Origin of the sequence: Psychroflexus torquis ATCC 700755 (assembly GCF_000153485.2) — a bacterium.
In the GTDB taxonomy this organism is placed as follows: Bacteria; Bacteroidota; Bacteroidia; order Flavobacteriales; family Flavobacteriaceae; genus Psychroflexus; species Psychroflexus torquis.
On the sequence record NC_018721.1, the window covers coordinates 3,274,281 to 3,289,600 of the forward strand.

Sequence of the window (15,320 nt, forward strand, 5' to 3'; positions counted from 1 at the left end):
ATAGAGTTTGAAAGGTTAAAATTCAATTTGGCTGGCTTTAAGTTTCGCAGTCTCAAATTCAGCAATAAGATTTTCAACAATCATTTTAGCGGGTATAACATTATCTATCAATCCAGAGATTTGCCCAATTTCTAATTCACCTTCTTGTAGATCACCTTCAAACATTCCCTGTTTTGCCCTAGCTCTTCCTAGTAATTGTTTAAGGTCTTCCTTCGAAGGAGAAGTTGTGTATAAGCTTTCGATATCATTGTAAAACTTATTTTTTAAAAGCCTTACAGGAGCTAATTCTTTTAAAGTAAGCTTAGTATCGCCTTCTTGAGCTTTGAGGACTTCATTTTTGAAATTGATATGAGAGGAAGCTTCGTCACTAGCCACAAATCGAGTTCCTACTTGCACAGCATCAGCACCAAGAATCATCGCGGCTAACATGCCAGCTCCTGTAGCAATTCCTCCAGCAGCGATAAGCGGGATGTCCAAATCCTTCTTGACCATGGGAAGTAACGTAAAGGTGGTGGTTTCTTCTCGTCCATTATGACCTCCTGCTTCAAATCCTTCTGCAACGACAGCGTCAACTCCAGCGTCCTGAGATTTCAACGCAAACTTTACACTGCTTACTACATGAACTACTTTTATACCGTGAGATTTTAAATGAGCGGTCCATGTTTTTGGATTTCCTGCAGAAGTAAATACGATAGGAACCTCCTCTTCTATAATGATTCCCATGATTTTATCCAAATCTGGATACAACATAGGAACATTGACTGCAAAAGGCAGTGAGGTTGCTTTTTTACATTTTTGAATATGTTCTCTTAAAATATCTGGATACATAGAGCCAGCACCAATGATGCCTAGGCCACCAGCCTTACTGACTTCACTTGCCAGTTTCCAACCACTTGCCCAGATCATCCCAGCTTGAATGAGAGGGTACTTAATACCGAATAATGAAGTTATTCTATTTTGAGACATGAAAAAATATTATGCGATTACACCTGAACCTAACAATTCGTCTTCGTGGTACCAGGCCACAAATTGCCCTTCAGAAATGGCAGTCTGTTCATCTTCAAAAATAACATAAAGTTCGTCTTTCATCTTGTAAAGCTTAGCTTTTTCCAAAGGCTGTCTATACCGGATTCTTGCCATTACCTCCATGGTATCGCCCTCTTTTAATTCCAGATCTTGTCTTATCCAATGCACTTCATCATTTGTGACCCAGAGGCCTTTTTTATGAAGTCCAGGATGAGTTTTGCCTTGGCCGGTGTATAAGATATTATTTTCAACATCAGTATCTATGACAAAAAGTGGTTCTTTGGTACCTCCAATAGCTAAGCCTTTCCGCTGTCCTTTTGTGAAAAAATGAGCTCCAACATGAGTGCCCAGAACTTTACCAAACTCAGGTTTCAAACTCAATTTTTTGCTATCCTTTTTAAGTTGAGTTATTAATTCTGAATCCGTTTTCGCTGACTTTTCTGCTTTAAATATATCGTGAGAAGAATCAATTTCGATCACTTGGCCTTCCTTGGATTTAAGCTTTTGCTGAAGGAAATCTGGTAACTTCACTTTACCAATAAAGCATAAACCTTGAGAGTCTTTTTTATCTGCGGTGATTAAATTCTGAGATTTAGCGATTTGTCTCACTTCAGATTTTTGAAGTTCTCCAACGGGGAAAAGTGTTTTAGCCAATTGCTTTTGAGACACCTGACATAAAAAATAAGATTGATCTTTATTATCATCTTTTCCTGCTAACAATCTATAAATGGTTTCACTGTTTTTTTCAATGCTGTCTTTTCTGCAGTAATGCCCTGTGGCGACATAGTCTGCGCCAAGAGAGGTCGCGATATCCATAAATACATCAAACTTTATTTCCCTGTTGCAAAGTACATCTGGGTTTGGAGTTCGACCTTTTTCGTACTCGGCGAACATATAGTCCACAATACGCTCTTTATACTGCTTGCTGAGGTCTACGGTCTGAAAAGGGATTCCTAATTTTTCGGCAACTAACATAGCGTCATTGCTATCCTCAAGCCAAGGGCATTCATCACTAATTGTCACAGAATCATCGTGCCAGTTTTTCATAAATAAGCCTATAACTTCATACCCCTTTTCTTTGCACAAATAAGCAGCTACACTGGAATCAACACCACCACTTAAACCAACAACAACTCTTTTCATGACTCTTAAATTAAAGTGCAAAATTACGAAAGTTTATATTGACTCAGTTAAAATAGCTTTGTTAACTTCTTCATATAAGATTCATCTCGTCTAAAGTTATTTAACTTAAATTGAATAAAATAATACTGATATGTTTCTAAATTGTAAAAAAAAATAATACATATGAAAAAGAAAATATTTTTATCTAAATTAATTTTAATAACACTAGTCACCAGCTTCCTGTTCGCCTGTAGTGGCGATGATGCTGCGGTTCCTATAGCTAACAATCCGACTACTTTTGAAATTATCTCTGAAAGTCCAGATCATACTATATTAGAAGATTTACTTTTGAGCTCTGGTTTGGATCAGGCCTTAAATTCAGGGATCTATACTGTATTCGCCCCTACCGATGCTGCATTTGGAAATATAGACACGTCTAATTTAAGTGATAGCCAGGTAAAAAATATTCTGATGAATCATGTTGTTCAGGGTGCAGCTGAATCTTCAAATCTTATCACTGCTTACCTTAATACATTAGCTGTAGAAAGTTTATCTGGTGTAGAAAATAACTTAAGTTTATACGTCAATGTAGGAACCGACATTACCCTAAATGGTAAATCTGTTGTCACTGGTCCAGATAATTTAGCATCTAATGGCGTGGTTCATAGTGTGAACGAAGTCATCACCATTCCAGATGTAACTACTTTTGCTATAGCAGATCCAACATTTGGAACCTTGGTCGACGCTTTAACCTTGGATGGACAGCCAGATTTTGTAGCTACCTTGAGTTCTTTTCAGGCTCCAGCACCGTTTACTGTATTTGCTCCTACCAACGATGCATTTGTAACAGCATTTACTGAATTAGGTGTTGAGAGTTTGACGGATATTGACCCAACAATTCTAACGTCTATATTGAATACACATGTTATTGCTAATGCCAATATTACATCAGCCGAACTTGAAAGTGGAACCATCGAGACTTTAGGTGAAACCTTCGAACTTGATGCTCCAAATGCTACACTAACAGACCAAAATGGAAGGTCAATTGCAATTGTTGTGACAGATGTGCAAGCAGGCAATGGAGTTGTTCATGTGGTAAGCAGTGTAATTCTTCCAGACTTAAATTTAGACCCTCCACCATCTGCCAATAGTGTAGAAATGACAGTTGGTAATAATGGGGCTTCATCTTACTTTGTGAGTGAAATCATTGGTGATGAAAATGTAACTCCCTTAAATGTGGCTAATAGCTCTTGGATTTTAACTGAAGGGACCCGCTATAAATTGACCATCTTAGGAGCAAGTTCTCATCCCTTTGAACTAAGAAATTCAAATGGTGATGCTCTTTTAAGTCAAAGTAATGAGGGGTCATTTGAAGCAGATACTGCAGTTGACTTCCAAACTGATGGACAACAATTTGACTTTACAGTCACCTCTGAATTAGCTGCTGAACTAAACAAATACTTTTGTACGATTCATTCAGGTATGAATGGTATGGTGAGTGTTCAGTAATTTTTATAAGCTTTATCAAACTAAAAAGGAGACCAATTTTGGTCTCCTTTTTTTATGCGAAATAAATTTATTTTATTTTTTATCTTCTTGTTTCTTCTTTTGTTGTTCAGCAGCTTGTTCCATAATTTGTTGAAACCTTTGGCCAATCTTCCCTTTCTTCTTTTTGGGTTTTTTCTTCTTTTCTTCAATCTTGGCGAGAATCTTTTTATCATCTATAATAACATGTTTTATAACCAGCATAATCCCAATGGTAATTAAGTTAGAGATAAAATAATAAAGAGATAAACCACTCGCATAGTTATTAAAGAAAATAAGCATAATGAAAGGCGCAAAATACATGATCACCTTCATATTAGGCATCCCTGGCTGTGAACTTTGTTGCATGTTTTGTCCAGCAGTCATTTGGGTATAAAAGAAAATGGCTATAGACGCTAAAATAGGAAACAAACTCACGTGGTTTCCATACGCAAAAGACACCAATGGAATGTAGGCATCCCATTCGAAAATAACATCGTAACTCGATAGGTCATCCGCCCATAAAAATCCTTTTTGCCTTAGATCAAAAGCACTGGGGAAAAATTGAAAGAGCGCATAAAAGACCGGTATTTGCAACAAGGCAGGAATACAACCTGCTAATGGGCTTACTCCGGTTTTACTATACAGCTTCATGGTTTCCTGCTGCTTTTTCATGGCATTGTCCTTGAACTTTTCATTGATCTCATTGATCTCTGGTTTCAAAACTTTCATTTTGGCTTGAGATACGTAAGATTTGTAAGTAATAGGGGATAAGACAATTCTTACAACGATAGTCATGACGATAATAGCAAGACCATAACTAGGTAAGCTACTACTCAAAAAGCCGAAAAATGGAATAAAAATATATCTGTTTATCCAGCCGAATAATCCCCAGCCTAAAGGAACAATTTCATCTAATTTGCGTTCATAAGAACTTAAGACATCAAAATCTGAAGGGCCATGATACCAATTCATGGTTTCCGAGAATTCTCCGTTATTTAATTTTAAGGGAACTTCAGCAAGGAAATTTTTCGTAAAAACCGTATCAATCTGTTCATCTTGAACTAGGTTTAGCGAAGTCATTTTTCCTTTTTCAAATGGAGTATCTGTCAATAAAACTGATGTAAAAAAGTGCTGTTTAAAAGCTATCCAATCAATAGATTCATCTTCTTCTACAGCCTCGTCGCCTTGTCCTGTATAATCGTCCTTTTCATCTTCATAGAGGTATACAATCTCTGTATATCTGTTTTCATAAGAAATACTCTTAGCTTTCCTTAGAACTTTAACTTTCCAAGATAAGTTAGCTTGATCGGAAGAAATCACACTGTTTAAACCTTGAGAACGTATCCTAAAATTCATCATGTAATCCTCCGACTCAAGTCCATAATAAAATTCTAGAAATTCAAGATCGGAGACTTTAGCACGCATAGTCAAGACTTGATTTCCATTTTCAGTGGTAAGATTGGGCTCAAAGTAAAGATCACTTGTATTTATGACACGGCCATCGTTGGTTTCAAATTCAATATTAAAATTGGCGTTTCCATCTTTTATGAGATAAACAGGATTGCCTTTATAGGTATCATATTGTTTCATTTTAGCTTCAACAATCTGCCCACCTTTGTTGCTAATTTCCAATTTTATAACCTCATTTTCGATGGTGGTCACTGCATCATCTTTAGCAAAATCTTGTAAAGCAGAATAAGCAAAAGCGCCATAGTCTCTTCTGGCAAGCTCGCTATTTACTGAATCTTGGAGGTTGCTAGCAATTCCATTTTCCTGTGATCTTTTGGGAGTTTGCTTTGAAGTAGAAACAGGATCTGTTGAGGTATTGGTTTCAACTTGGTCTGTATTATCTTGTTCAGGAACTATATCCTCATTAGGATTCATGTACATTACCCCAATCAGAATTAGCCCTATAAGTGCAAATCCAATAATGGAGTTTTTATCAAATGTCTTTTTTTCTTCCATTGACTATATATTGTATATTTTGATTTTACAAAATCTTTGCAAAAATCAGCATTTTGTTTCAATTAAGAAAGATTAATCTAGGATTATTTGCTAAGGTGATCCCATTATGATTGATGACTGTGTTTTTTTGCAGCTTTTATAAAACTTAAAAACAAAGGATGCGGAGTCGCTACTGTGCTTTTATACTCTGGATGAAATTGTACTCCAACAAACCAAGGGTGATCTTCGAGCTCAATGGTTTCAACAAGTCCCGTTTGTAGATTTTTGCCTGAACAGATTAAGCCATGGCTTTCTAGATCACTTACGTATTTGTTATTAATTTCATGCCTATGTCTGTGGCGTTCTGAAATTTGAGTAGTTCCATAGATTTCAGCTAACTTAGAGCCAGGTTGAAGTTCACAATCCCAGGCTCCTAGTCGCATTGTACCTCCCATTTGTTGAATGTCCTTTTGATTCTCCATAAGACCGATAACTGGGTGTGGAGTTTTTGGATTCATTTCTGTTGAATTTGCCCCTTCCAGTCCCAAGACATTTCTAGAAAATTCTATGACAGCCATTTGCAAACCAAGGCAAATGCCTAAAAATGGAATTTTATGTGTCCTAGCATAATTAACAGCATTTATTTTACCTTCAATGCCTCGCTCACCAAAACCAGGCGCTACCAAAAGTCCATCGAGTTGATGGAAAATAGTTTCATTGTGCTTTTTCTTTTCCGAGTTGATCCAGACTACCTTTACCTTTACATCATTGTAGGCTCCTGCATGAATAAAAGATTCTAAAATAGATTTGTAAGAATCTTGAAGATCGACATATTTACCTACAAGTCCAATAGATAACTCTTCTGTGGCATTTTTAAGTTTATCGACAAAGAAGTTCCACTTATCAAGGTTGGGGACTATATTATCTTCAAGATTAAGCTTTTTAAGGGTAATTGTATCCAATCCTTGTTCAGCCATTAGGGTTGGAACATAGTAAATAGACTCGGCGTCAATAGATTGGATGACGGCCTCTTTTTTGACATTACAAAACAAAGCTAATTTGTTTCGGATGTCATCGTTGATTTGGTGTTCGGTTCTACACACCAAAATTTCAGGAGAGATTCCACTTTCCATCAGTGTTTTTACGCTGTGCTGAGTAGGTTTTGTCTTCAATTCCTTGGCAGCAGAAAGATAAGGGATAAGAGTAAGATGAATCACTAAGGAATTGTGATCTCCAAGTTCCCATTTTAGCTGTCTCACAGCTTCTATATAAGGTAAAGACTCTATATCTCCAACAGTACCTCCAATTTCAGTGATAACGATATCATAGGAGTTATCTTGACCTAAGATCTGTATACGTTCTTTAATTTCATTGGTAATATGAGGAATCACCTGAACTGTTTTTCCTAAGAAATCTCCTCTTCGCTCTTTATCGATCACACTTTGGTAGATTCTACCGGTGGTGACATTATTGGCTTGTGAGGTATTTACGTTCAAAAAACGCTCATAATGGCCAAGGTCTAAATCGGTTTCAGCTCCATCCTCAGTGACAAAACACTCACCATGCTCATAAGGATTCAGAGTCCCTGGATCTATATTGATATAAGGATCTAGTTTTTGGATGGTAACTTTGTAGCCTCTTGCTTGAAGAAGTTTAGCTAAAGATGCTGCGATTATTCCTTTCCCTAAAGACGAAGAAACACCGCCTGTTACAAAAATATACTTTGTATCGGCCATTTGTGTCAGAAGTTTGTGACTATATGGGATGCAAAAATATCATTTAATTTTTGCATAAGAAGATAAAAACCTTAAAATAATTTCAATTTGTATTTCTGATTTTTCTCAAAATAAACTCAAGTCCATTCACTTTCATCTCTAATACTTCTCGCATTTGTTGCCCTAGCTTATTTTCAGGGAAACCTTTTCGTTTATACCAAATAAGATAGTATTCTGGAATGTCTGCCAGATAGTAACCTTTGTATTTACCAAAAGGCATTTTAGCATGAGCAAGTTCGTTAAGGTATTTTTTCTGAAAATCTGGAGTCATAAGTCAAACATTAAAGATTACAATAGTAAGAATCTTGCTCAAAGCTAAGTTGCTAATAAACCTTTTTAAATTATTGCAGCCAACTATTAAATTATTACTTTTGTGCTCCAAATTTATATCATAAAACCTGATTATGAATCTACATGAATATCAAGGCAAAGAAATATTAAGCAGTTTTGGTGTCGGCATCCAAAAAGGAATCCTTTCCAAAACTCCTAAAGAAGCTGTTGAAGCTGCAAAAAAACTCACTGAAGAAACCGGAACCGGGTGGCATGTTATAAAAGCTCAAGTTCATGCAGGTGGACGTGGAAAAGGGGGTGGAGTTAGGCTCGCCAAAAACCTTAAAGAGGTGGAGCAGATAGCAGAAGAGATTTTAGGAATGCATTTGGTAACCCCACAAACCAGTAAAGAAGGTAAGGAGGTGCATCAAGTTCTTATTACAGAAGACGTTTATTATCCAGGGGATAATGAACCAGAAGAATATTATATGTCTGTTTTGTTAAACAGGGCCACTGGAAGAAATATGATTATGTATTCTCCAGAAGGTGGAGTCGATATAGAAAGTGTAGCAGAAAATACACCAGAAAAAATCTTTACTGAAGAAATAGATCCTGCTACAGGTATTCTACCATTTCAAGCTCGTAAAATTGCTTTCAACTTTGGATTAGAAGGAAAAGCCTTTAAAGAAATGACCAAATTTGTTACTTCTTTGTACAAAGCTTACGAAGGTTGTGATTCTTCTTTATTCGAAATCAATCCTGTTTTGAAAACCAGTGATGACAGAATTATAGCTGTAGATGCTAAAGTAACTTTAGACGATTCAGCGTTATTTAGACATAAAGATTATCAAAACATGCGCGATACGCGTGAAGAAGATCCTACAGAAGTTGAAGCTAGAGAAGCTGGTTTAAGCTATGTCAACCTAGATGGTAATGTTGGTTGCATGGTCAACGGTGCTGGACTTGCTATGGCCACTATGGATTTAATTAAATTTGCTGGAGCAGAACCGGCTAACTTCCTAGACGTTGGAGGTACTGCCGATGCAAAACGTGTTGAACAAGCTTTTAAACTAATTCTGAAGGACAAAAAAGTAGAAGCTATCTTAATCAATATTTTTGGAGGTATTGTAAGATGTGACCGAGTCGCTAAAGGTATTATTGAAGCTTATAAAAACATGGGTGACCAAATAAATGTTCCTATTATTGTAAGGCTTCAAGGCACCAATGCTGAAGAAGCTGTGAAATTGATCAACGAAGCTGGAATTAATGTGGAAACTGCAGTTCAATTTAAAGAAGCTGCAGATAAAGTACAAAAAGTTTTAGCTTAAGCCATAAACTCATACACTCTAAAAGCCCCTTATATTTGATATTCGGGGCTTTTTTTATGCTTAAACTTTTATCTTTTCCTTTTTAGAGTCTACTTCCAGAATATAATCTCCAAGATAGTCAGCATCCTTTTTGGTGCCTCCTAAAGTGGCAGAAGCTCTAGTATGTAACCAAGGCAAACCAATAAAATATAAACCATCGATATTGCTTACTCCTCTATGATGTATAGGGTAGCCGTTTTTGTCTAATTCCAAACCTTCTATCCAATCAAATTTTGGTCGATATCCTGTAGCCCAAATTATATTTCTGACATCGGTTAATTTTGCTTCTTCTGTTACGATTTTGTGAGAATTGGCATTGAGGGCTTTTCCGACTGGAATTACATTTTCTTTATTTAGAATGCTTTTTACATCCACTCCTATAATAGGTTGTTTAGATTCGCTTATCTTTTTTCCTAACCAAGACGTTTTGCTAAAGCTTAAATACCTCGTCTTAGTGAACCACCACCATAAGGTTTTACCTAAAAATTCCCGTGGTAAAGTTCTAACTTCTGTATCTCCAGAAAAATAGACGTCTCTATCCGTATTGGAAATTTCGTCCAAGATCTGATACCCAGAATCTCCAGCTCCAACCACCATCGCTTTTCCGTCTTGCAACTGACTTGGATTTTTGTAATAATCGCTGTGAATTTGAAAAACAGAAGCCTCTATCTTTTGGTAAAATGGGGGTATGTAAGGAATATGAAACGGTCCTGTAGCTATGATGACTTGCTCTGCTTCATAAAATCCATCTTCGCATTTTACAACAAAATAATCAGATTTATCTTGAATTTCTGTGACTAGAGTATTGAATTCAATAGAAATATTGAAGGTATCCACATAGGACTTAAAATACTCTGCAACTTCATATTTATCTGGATAATGTCCTTTTGGTTTTGGAAATTCAAGACCTTTTAAATTGTTAAACTCAGAAGGCGTAAATAAAGTTAGAGAGTCCCACCTCTTTAACCAAGAAGCTCCTACTTGGCTTTCTTTATCTAAGATCACATAATTTTTTTTTAACTGTTTAAGCTCATAAGCCATAGACAAGCCAGCTTGCGCAGCGCCAATAATTATAAAATCCAACATTATTTTTCATTTTTTTATAAGGTACACTGAAACGGACTTATATCCAAATAGTTAAGGTTTTATTCTTTGATTGAGTTTAAAGTATTGATTATAAATATAGAGTATCAACACGCCAAAACTTACGGCGACAACTATCAAGATGGTATTTATAATATTATCTGCAGAAAATGAAAGTTTGATAAGAATAGTTGAAATAACAAAACCTGAATTACGGATAACTCTGCTAAATTCTTCAGTTTGAAGAAATGAAAATAATAGTAATAGTACATCTATGAGGATTAAAACAGTAAAGAAGTCATCAAAGAAAATGGTATTGACTGTTTTAATAGAGGTAGATGAGTAATCGGTACTATTTAAGGTTTCATAAAGCCAACTTCCAAAAGAAAAAATGGCGAGAATGACAATAACTGGAACTAAAATAGTTGCAAAAACATTCTTTACTTTAATGTGGGTCTTAGTCTTATTGGTCAATTCCTCTTTTTCAATCTTATTCTTAGAATTCAGTCTATAAAATTGAAAAATCAAGAAAAATAAGATCAAGGTTGCTATTAAATCTATGGTAAATTGGATATCACCTTCTATGGAAAACCAATCGGATGAAAATTCGAGATTCGATAAATCGTAAAATATTTTCCGAATCAATATCAGAGTAATAATTTCATATTGCTTACCAATGTAGTTGGTAATGGACTTAGGAAGGTAAAACACCAAAAGGTAAACCTCGTAAATTAAGATAATTGAGAAAGGGGTATAGATAGCAGATATGGGGCTAATAATTAAATTCCCATCATATTTGCCTATATCCAAGATATCGAAATCTATAAGTCCAATAATCACTAAGTGGATTCCAAAACTTACGATAGCTACAATAACAATTACTTTCTCTAATTGTTCTTTTAATTTCTCTGAGAGGAAATAAGAATTTAAAAATTTAAAAGACTCTTTGAAGTTGAAATTTGACATATTTAAAGGTAATCAAATTGTTAAATAAAACTTAATAAAAAATTGTTATTTAAGAATTAATATTTTCCATAATCATTTTGGCGTGAATTCTAGAGTTTTCTATAAACCATTTATGGGTCTCCATACCACCACAAATAACACCTGCAAGATAAACGCCTTTTAGATTGGTTTCCATGGTTTGCTGGTTATAGGCAGGTATTGAAAGGCCATCGTCGCTTAAGGCCACTCCAATCATTTTGAGAAACTCAAAGTTTGGGCGATACCCAGTAAGAACAAGTACAAAGTCATTTTCTATTTCTTGAACATGGCCCTGTTCATCTTTAAATTTTACGTAATCCTGTCCGACTTCTGTTAATTCAGAATTGAAATAAGCCTTGATACTGCCTTCCTTAATTCTATTGAGAACATCTGGTCTTACCCAATACTTTACGCGTTCCCCAACTTGTTCACCTCTTACTATCATAGTAACATCTGCACCTTTTCGATAAGTTTCTAGAGCTGCATCTACAGAGGAATTACTCGCTCCCACAACGACAAGTTTTTGGGTAGCATAATAATGAGGATCTTTATAATAGTGAGAGACTTTATCCAACTCTTCTCCGGGAATATTAAGGTGATTTGGAATATCGTAGAACCCTGTTGATATCACTATATTCTTGGCTTGATAATCTGCTTTACTAGTAGATATTCTAAAAAAGCTTTTGTTCTTAGTTACTTTCTCAACTTTTTCAAATAGGTTAATGTGAATTTGCTTGTAGTCTACGATCCTTCTGTAATATTCCAACGCTTCCTGTTTTGTGGGTTTGTTGTTATTACTTACAAATGGGATTTCATCTAGTTCTAATTTTTCAGACGTAGAGAAAAAAGTCATTTTGTCTGGATAATTATATAAGGAGTTGACTAAGGCTCCTTTTTCTATAATAATATAAGAAAGATTCTTTTTTTTAGCTTCTATTGCGCTAGCTATCCCTATGGGTCCACCACCAACAATCAACACATCGTACGTCATAGTCTATTTATTTATAGAATTTTTAAGGTTCAAAATAGTTTCTTCTGGATCATCACTTTTAAAGACATAGCTTCCTGCTACCAAGACATCTGCTCCACAGGCAATAAGTTCTTCAGCATTCTTATCGGTGACTCCTCCGTCAATTTCGATCTTAGTATCAGCCCCTTCCTCAAGAATCAATGCCTTGAGTTGTTTTATTTTCTTGTAAGTACGTTCAATAAAGTGTTGTCCACCAAAACCAGGATTCACACTCATAAGGCATACCATATCTATGTCATTGATACAATCCCTCAATAACTCTACATTGGTATGAGGATTTAAAGCAACACCAGCCTGCATTCCATGATTTTTAATAGATTGTAAGCTTCTGTGCAAATGTGAACAGGCTTCGTAATGAACCGTAAGCATATTCGATCCCAAATCTGCAAACTCCTTTATATATCGATCTGGATCAACAATCATGAGGTGTACATCGATGAATTTTTTAGCATGTTTGGAAATAGCTTTTAAAACAGGCATCCCAAAAGAGATATTAGGCACAAATACACCGTCCATAATATCGATATGGAACCAATCTGCTTGACTCGTATTTACCATTTCTACATCACGTTGTAAATTGGCGAAATCTGCGGCGAGTATAGATGGGGCTATAAGTTTATCACTCATGACTTAAATTTTTCTGTAAAAATAAGGTTTTAGTTGGGGAAGTTGTCCATATATTCACAAAACCCCCTTGTGTTTAAGAGCTGTTTAACTGTATTTTGCAACTTGATTAAACGATAACGATGTTGCAAACTTTTGTTCATTACGCGAATCATTTTTTAGTGATCTTTTTTATTGCCAGGTTGTATACTCCTAAACACGTTTGGAAAAGCTATTTGGTCTTATTGACGACTATGCTTGTTGATATAGACCATTTATGGGCAATTCCTATTTTTGATCCCAGTCGGTGTAGCATAGGCTTTCATACGTTTCACTCCGAAATAGCGATTCTAGTTTACATCCTTATCTTCATATTTATAAAGAATAAATGGGTGAGGCTTATAAGCATAGGTTTAATATTTCATATGATTACAGATGCCATTGATTGCATTTGGTCTAACTTTGACTGTCTTCAGGATTATTTCATATCTTGATGAATCATCTGGTTTCATGAAGCTGCCCTATCTTTTTTTTCTTCTGACTATTATAACTACTAGCTTAAGTGCTCAAGTACAAAACCTCAAGCTTATAGATAGTTTAACCTTGCAGGCAGATCGCTTTTGGGGAGTGGATGTTTACGATAGATTTTACTTTTCTGAAAGAAATGTTTTTTATAAGACTGAAAACAAGCAAAAATTTCAATTTCAAGATTTACAACTCGGTGATCTCGAAAGTGTGGATTTATTAAATCCTCTAAAAATTCTTTTGTTTTATAAAGAAGCCAATACCATTGTCATTTTAGATAATCGGTTGAATGAAATAAGCCGTATTAATTTCGGCGTTATTTCAGATTTTAAAACAGTTGATTTCGTGGGTGTTTCTAAAGATAATTTACTGTGGATTTTTAATGCGGATATCCAGCAATTGGAATTGTTCGACTATCAAAACGAACTTACAAAAAACACCTCATTACCCATAAACCAAGAGATTTTACATTTCAAAAGCAATTACAATTTTTGTTGGCTTCAGCATTCAAACTCATTTACAAAGTATAATATCACTGGAAGTGTCGTGGACAGATTTAGCTTGGAAGGAGCAATATCTTTTGCGACATTTAAAAGTCAAGTGATGGTACAAACTCAGTCGAGTTTGGAATTGTTTGAAAAGGACTCACGTCAAAAAACCTCTTTTAAAAAACCTAAAATTACGTTCAATCAATTTTATTTCAATGCCCAAAACCTTTATATTTGCAGCGATAAAGTACTTTACACGTACAGACTAACCGCCGTAAATAATTGATTATATGCACGTTGCAATCGCTGGGAATATTGGAGCAGGAAAGACAACTCTTACCAAACTTATAGCTAAACATTATAATTGGAGAGCAGAATACGAAGATGTTATAGAAAATCCCTTTTTGGAAGATTTTTATGAAGACATGAAACGATGGTCTTTTAACCTTCAAATTTACTTTTTGAACAGTAGGTTTAGACAAATTCTCGAAATCCGTGAAAGCAATACAGACATTATTCAGGATAGGACTATTTATGAAGATGCTTTTATTTTTGCGCCCAATTTACATGCGATGGGTTTGATGTCTAATAGAGATTTCAAAAACTACTCTTCACTATTCGACCTTATGGAGTCTGTTACAGAGGCTCCAGATTTGCTGATCTATCTTAGAAGTAGTGTGCCTAATTTGGTAAAGCAAATTCAAAAACGCGGTCGTGACTATGAGAATTCTATTTCTATAGATTACCTTAATAAATTGAACGAGCGCTATGAAGCTTGGATTCAATGTTATGATAAAAGTAAACTCTTAGTCATCGATGTTGATGATCTTGACTTTGTTGATAAGCCAGAGGATTTGGGTTTGATATTTAATAAAATCGACGGTGAAATTCACGGCCTATTTTAATGGTCTAGGATATTTTTGAGTTTGGGCTTAAAATAATGGGGTCCTTTTAAAACTTTGCCATCTTCTCTGTAAATTGGTTTTCCGTTCTCATCTAGTTTGCTCATGTTGCTTTGATGTATTTCTTCAAAGACTTCCCCTATTTTATGTTGCATACCATGGGAAATGATGGTCCCGCACAAGACGTAAAGCATGTCTCCTAAGGCGTCTGCAACTTCTACAAGATTTCCTTGAGAAGCTGCTTCTAGATACTCTTCATTTTCTTCTTGCATCAACTTGTAGCGAAGCATGTTTTTATCAAGTCCAAGATCTGCTTTTTGGACTTCTGAAACATCGAGTCCGAAAGCTTTATGAAATATTTTTACATGTTCTAATGGCTTTTTCATAAGATTTAAAAGTATTTTTGTGAAAAATATAAAATTATGTTTACTCCAGGGCGTATTGCCTTTATCATTTTCTTTGTCGTTGTATTTGTCTCCATTATTATCTATTCATACATCAAAGATAGAGGACTTCATAATAAGTATTATAAAGGAAGTTTGTTTGTGCTTTTGGGTTTTTTTACATTTATTATCTTACTCATTCTTTTAAGATTTTACTGGAGAGAAGAATCCATCTTAGACCTTATTAAAAATATAATGGGAAGTTCTTAGGTTTCTTAAATATTATTTTAA

At 35.3% G+C, this 15,320-nt stretch carries 16 protein-coding genes; 6 read left to right on the plus strand and 10 right to left on the minus strand.

The genetic code is table 11. The annotated features are described in order from the left end of the window. Positions 1-15 precede the first annotated feature (15 nt). A complete protein-coding gene (locus P700755_RS14100) occupies positions 16-966 on the minus strand; it encodes an NAD(P)H-dependent flavin oxidoreductase (protein WP_015025316.1) in 951 nt (316 codons plus the stop codon). Between the two features lie 9 nt (positions 967-975). Continuing rightward, positions 976-2,169 carry a tRNA 2-thiouridine(34) synthase MnmA gene (gene mnmA, locus P700755_RS14105; protein WP_041758399.1) on the minus strand — a complete coding sequence of 398 codons (1,194 nt, stop codon included), beginning with the start codon at positions 2,167-2,169 and terminating at the stop codon, positions 976-978. 162 nt (positions 2,170-2,331) lie between these two features. Here mnmA and P700755_RS14110 point away from each other — a divergent pair, with 162 nt between their 5' ends. Beyond that, a complete protein-coding gene (locus P700755_RS14110; RefSeq protein WP_015025318.1) occupies positions 2,332-3,657 on the plus strand; it encodes a fasciclin domain-containing protein in 1,326 nt (441 codons plus the stop codon). 72 nt (positions 3,658-3,729) lie between these two features. On the opposite strand, the gene yidC is transcribed toward P700755_RS14110, so the two are convergent. The 3 genes from yidC to P700755_RS14125 all read right to left on the minus strand — a co-directional run bounded on the left by yidC (position 3,730) and on the right by P700755_RS14125 (position 7,665). Continuing rightward, complete coding sequence (gene yidC / locus P700755_RS14115) at positions 3,730-5,640, minus strand: membrane protein insertase YidC (RefSeq protein WP_015025319.1); 1,911 nt, start codon at positions 5,638-5,640, stop codon at positions 3,730-3,732. 104 nt (positions 5,641-5,744) lie between these two features. Next, entirely contained in the window at positions 5,745-7,355 is a 1,611-nt protein-coding gene (locus tag P700755_RS14120) for a CTP synthase (RefSeq protein WP_015025320.1), read from the minus strand. A gap of 82 nt (positions 7,356-7,437) precedes the next feature. Then, positions 7,438-7,665 carry a DUF3820 family protein gene (locus P700755_RS14125; RefSeq protein WP_015025321.1) on the minus strand — a complete coding sequence of 76 codons (228 nt, stop codon included), beginning with the start codon at positions 7,663-7,665 and terminating at the stop codon, positions 7,438-7,440. Positions 7,666-7,798: 133 nt separating this feature from the next. Between P700755_RS14125 and sucC the strand changes: the two genes are divergently transcribed. Then, positions 7,799-8,992 carry an ADP-forming succinate--CoA ligase subunit beta gene (sucC, locus tag P700755_RS14130; RefSeq protein ID WP_015025322.1) on the plus strand — a complete coding sequence of 398 codons (1,194 nt, stop codon included), beginning with the start codon at positions 7,799-7,801 and terminating at the stop codon, positions 8,990-8,992. Positions 8,993-9,052: 60 nt separating this feature from the next. Here sucC and P700755_RS14135 read toward each other — a convergent pair whose 3' ends face one another. From P700755_RS14135 to rpe, 4 genes are read right to left on the minus strand one after another with little or no spacing between them, the layout of a single operon-like run. After that, positions 9,053-10,117, minus strand: coding sequence for a flavin-containing monooxygenase (locus P700755_RS14135; protein ID WP_015025323.1), 1,065 nt, complete (start codon positions 10,115-10,117; stop codon positions 9,053-9,055). 51 nt (positions 10,118-10,168) lie between these two features. Beyond that, a complete protein-coding gene (locus P700755_RS14140; protein WP_015025324.1) occupies positions 10,169-11,080 on the minus strand; it encodes a hypothetical protein in 912 nt (303 codons plus the stop codon). A 49-nt stretch (positions 11,081-11,129) separates the two neighbouring features. After that, positions 11,130-12,089, minus strand: a complete 960-nt coding sequence (locus P700755_RS14145) for a YpdA family putative bacillithiol disulfide reductase (protein ID WP_015025325.1) — start codon at positions 12,087-12,089, stop codon at positions 11,130-11,132. 3 nt (positions 12,090-12,092) lie between these two features. Beyond that, entirely contained in the window at positions 12,093-12,755 is a 663-nt protein-coding gene (gene rpe, locus P700755_RS14150; RefSeq protein WP_015025326.1) for a ribulose-phosphate 3-epimerase, read from the minus strand. 119 nt (positions 12,756-12,874) lie between these two features. Here rpe and P700755_RS20855 point away from each other — a divergent pair, with 119 nt between their 5' ends. From P700755_RS20855 to P700755_RS14165, 3 genes are read left to right on the plus strand one after another with little or no spacing between them, the layout of a single operon-like run. Further along, positions 12,875-13,225 (plus strand): DUF6122 family protein, encoded by a 351-nt coding sequence (locus tag P700755_RS20855; RefSeq protein ID WP_015025327.1) that lies wholly within the window; start codon positions 12,875-12,877, stop codon positions 13,223-13,225. Then, positions 13,167-14,030, plus strand: coding sequence for a hypothetical protein (locus tag P700755_RS14160; protein WP_245535949.1), 864 nt, complete (start codon positions 13,167-13,169; stop codon positions 14,028-14,030). The genes P700755_RS20855 and P700755_RS14160 overlap by 59 nt, the downstream gene beginning before the upstream one ends. 4 nt (positions 14,031-14,034) lie before the next feature. Next, positions 14,035-14,649: a deoxynucleoside kinase gene (locus P700755_RS14165; RefSeq protein ID WP_015025329.1), complete on the plus strand. Its 615-nt coding sequence runs from the start codon at positions 14,035-14,037 to the stop codon at positions 14,647-14,649. On the opposite strand, the gene P700755_RS14170 is transcribed toward P700755_RS14165, so the two are convergent. Further along, the gene (locus P700755_RS14170) at positions 14,646-15,032 is read right to left on the minus strand and encodes a pyrophosphohydrolase domain-containing protein (RefSeq protein WP_015025330.1); all 387 of its coding nucleotides are present in this window, start codon (positions 15,030-15,032) and stop codon (positions 14,646-14,648) included. The two genes, P700755_RS14165 and P700755_RS14170, sit on opposite strands and share 4 nt — an antisense overlap. 36 nt (positions 15,033-15,068) lie before the next feature. On the opposite strand from P700755_RS14170, the gene P700755_RS14175 reads away from it, so the two are divergent. Continuing rightward, positions 15,069-15,299: a hypothetical protein gene (locus P700755_RS14175; protein ID WP_015025331.1), complete on the plus strand. Its 231-nt coding sequence runs from the start codon at positions 15,069-15,071 to the stop codon at positions 15,297-15,299. Positions 15,300-15,320 lie beyond the last annotated feature (21 nt).